Here is a 2,666-nt window from a genome sequence, read left to right as displayed (position 1 = left end):
GCCCGAGCAACTGCGCCGGCAGCGCAGACGGCAGTTTCAGTGGCGCACCCAGCGACAGCGTTGGCCGCTGCAACTGCGCGCCTTCCCCCGGGCCCTTGCCGGCGAGAGCGGCGAGCTGGTTGCGGCTCAAGGCGATTTCTTCGTCGAGGGCATCGATCTGGCGGTGGGTTTCCGGCAACGGTGTTTCAGCCTGGCTGACTTCGAAATGGGTACCGATGCCGCCATTCAGGCGCTTCTGTGCCAGATCGAGAATCTGCTGTTGCTGCTTCAGGGTCGCTTCGACGATGTCCCGCTGTGCGTAATGCAGCGAAAGCTCGATGTAGACCCGGACGATGTTGTCCTGCAATTCGAGCTGGGCCTGACGGGCCTCGGCGACGGTCATGTGCGCCATGTCGACGGCGCGCTCGGTGGCATTGCTTTCGCGGCCCCAGAGGTCGAGGGCATAACTGAAACCCAGCGCGGCGTTGTTGTCCCAGGTGGTGCTGTTGGCCAGCTTGCCGGGGCCATAGAACTGGTCGGTAGGCCAGTTGTGACGCTTGAGGGTGGACTCGCCGTTGATTTGCAGCGACTCGGCCGCTTCCGCCACGCCGGCCATGGACCTGGCCTGACGTACCCGGGCGGCGGCCATGGCCAGGCTCGGGCTGCCTTGCAGGGCGAGGTCGATCCAGCGGTTCAGTTGCGGGTCGCCATAGGCCTGCCACCATTGCGCGGTGGGCCAGTGCGCATCTTGCGCGGCGCTCTGGATCGCTTCGTCGGTGGCCAGCGAATTGGCCTCCAGCGCTTTGTCCTGCGGGGCAATACCTCCGGTTCCGATGCAGCCGCTGATTGCCAGGGTTAAAGCCAAAAAACTGAGCGGCTGAAGCGCTCTGCTGATGCGACGCGGCACTGCTGCGATTTCCTGAAATAGGGAGAGGTACGAGATTTTCTGGAAACAGGAGTTCCGCTTTTGTGGGAGCGGGCTTGCTCGCGAAAGCGGTACATCAGTCGACATTGATGGTGAATGTCAGACCGTCTTCGCGAGCAAGCCCGCTCCCACAGGTTATGCGGTGGGTCGAGCCCCGGTTGCCCAAGTTGCGCAATTCTATGGGGCGGCCTGAAGGGCGATAAGCTGGGATTCCTGTGAATCTTTGTTACCGTAAACGAGATAATCCTTAAGTCTGGGGTCTCAGACTCTGAAACTTCGTGTCACAATTTGCCATCGCACCCGAGAGCACCCCATGGACACTTTGCAAAACATGCGCGCCTTCAGTTACGTGGCCGAAGCCGGCAGCTTCACCGCCGCCGCCATACAACTGGACACCACCACGGCCAACGTCTCGCGCGCGGTCTCCAACCTGGAAGCCCACCTGCAAACCCGCCTGCTCAACCGAACGACCCGCCGCATTGCCCTGACCGAAGCCGGCAAGCGTTACCTGCTGCGCTGCGAACAGATCCTGGCCTACGTCGAAGAAGCCGAAGCCGAGGCCAGCGACGCCCACGCACGCCCGGCCGGGCAACTGAAAGTGCACACCATGACCGGCATCGGCCAGCACTTCGTGATCGACGCCATCGCCCGCTACCGCAAGACCCACCCGGACGTGACCTTCGACCTGACCATGGCCAACCGCGTGCCTGACCTGCTCGACGAGGGTTACGACGTGTCCATCGTCCTCGCCCGCGAACTGCCGGATTCGGGTTTCGTCTCCCAGCGCCTGGGCATCACCTACAGCATCGTTTGTGCCTCGCCGGCCTACGTCAAAGCCAACGGCTGCGCACAAAAACCCAGCGACCTGCTCAACCACGCCTGCCTGCGCCTGGTCAGCCCGGTGATTCCGCTGGAGAAATGGGCCTTCGACGGCCCTGAAGGCCAGGAAATGGTCACCATCAACAGCTCACCGTTTCTGGTGAACTCCGCCGACGCGATGAAATCCGCGATCATCAGCGGCATGGGCGTTGGCGTCCTGCCGCTGTACGCCGCGATAGAAGGCCTGCGCAACGGCACTCTGGTGCGCGTGATGCCCAAGTACCGCTCGCAGGAACTGAACCTGTACGCCATCTACCCGTCGCGCCAGTACCTGGACGCGAAGATCAAGACCTGGGTCGAGTACTTGCGTGGATCGTTGCCGGAATTGCTCGCGGCGCATCAGGCTGAATTGGCGGCGTATGAATTGAGCGGGAGCCTGGGTGGGGTTCGGGTGGCGAATTGAGCCTTTGTGGGAGCGAGCCTGCTCGCGAAGGCTTTGTGTCTGGCGACGTTGTTTTTGTGTACATATCCGTTTCTGCGGTAACGGCGGCTATTGGTTCCGCCCTTACGGCGGGTCACTTTCGAAGAGCGCGAAAGTAACCAAAGCGCTTTGCCCCTTACGTTCGGTGCCTCGCCAAGGCTCGGCATTCCCTCGCTCCGGTCCTGCTCCGTGGGCCTCTCGAGGGGGCAAGAAGATCAAAAGCCAAAGCAAAAGCGAGGCGGCCTGACAGCCGACCTGACCACAACTGAACGCGTTCCCCCCTGTAGGAGCGAGCCTGCTCGCGAAAAACACCAGGACACCGCGGGTATTCAGACAGCCCGCGTCATCGTTGACGTCCATCGCGAGCAAGCTCGCTCCTACAAGGCCGAGCGTTAGCTCGCCTGCCGCTCTTGATCTTGATCCACCCGCCCCCTCGGCAGGCCTCGTTCCGGTGTTCATCCG

At 62.2% G+C, this 2,666-nt stretch carries 2 protein-coding genes; one reads left to right on the top strand and one right to left on the bottom strand.

The window, feature by feature from the left end:
* On the bottom strand, positions 1 to 886 hold an 886-nt coding region (locus ACCD00_RS30465; RefSeq protein ID WP_413428902.1), incomplete at its 3' end, for a TolC family protein.
* A 331-nt stretch (positions 887 to 1,217) separates the two neighbouring features.
* On the opposite strand from ACCD00_RS30465, the gene ACCD00_RS30460 reads away from it, so the two are divergent.
* Positions 1,218 to 2,186, top strand: a complete 969-nt coding sequence (locus tag ACCD00_RS30460; protein WP_413428901.1) for a LysR family transcriptional regulator — start codon at positions 1,218 to 1,220, stop codon at positions 2,184 to 2,186.
* Positions 2,187 to 2,666 lie beyond the last annotated feature (480 nt).

This window comes from Pseudomonas sp. Pseusp3 (assembly GCF_047304225.1).
GTDB lineage: Bacteria > Pseudomonadota > Gammaproteobacteria > Pseudomonadales > Pseudomonadaceae > Aquipseudomonas > Aquipseudomonas fluorescens_CD.
Note: the sequence above shows the minus strand (reverse complement) of the source record. Positions and strands in the feature narration are given on the sequence as shown.

Bases quoted from the DNA above. Each gene is read 5' to 3' on its own strand.
- ACCD00_RS30460 (WP_413428901.1), top strand. From the start codon at position 1,218: ATGGACACTTTGCAAAACATGCGCGCCTTCAGTTACGTGGCCGAAGCC.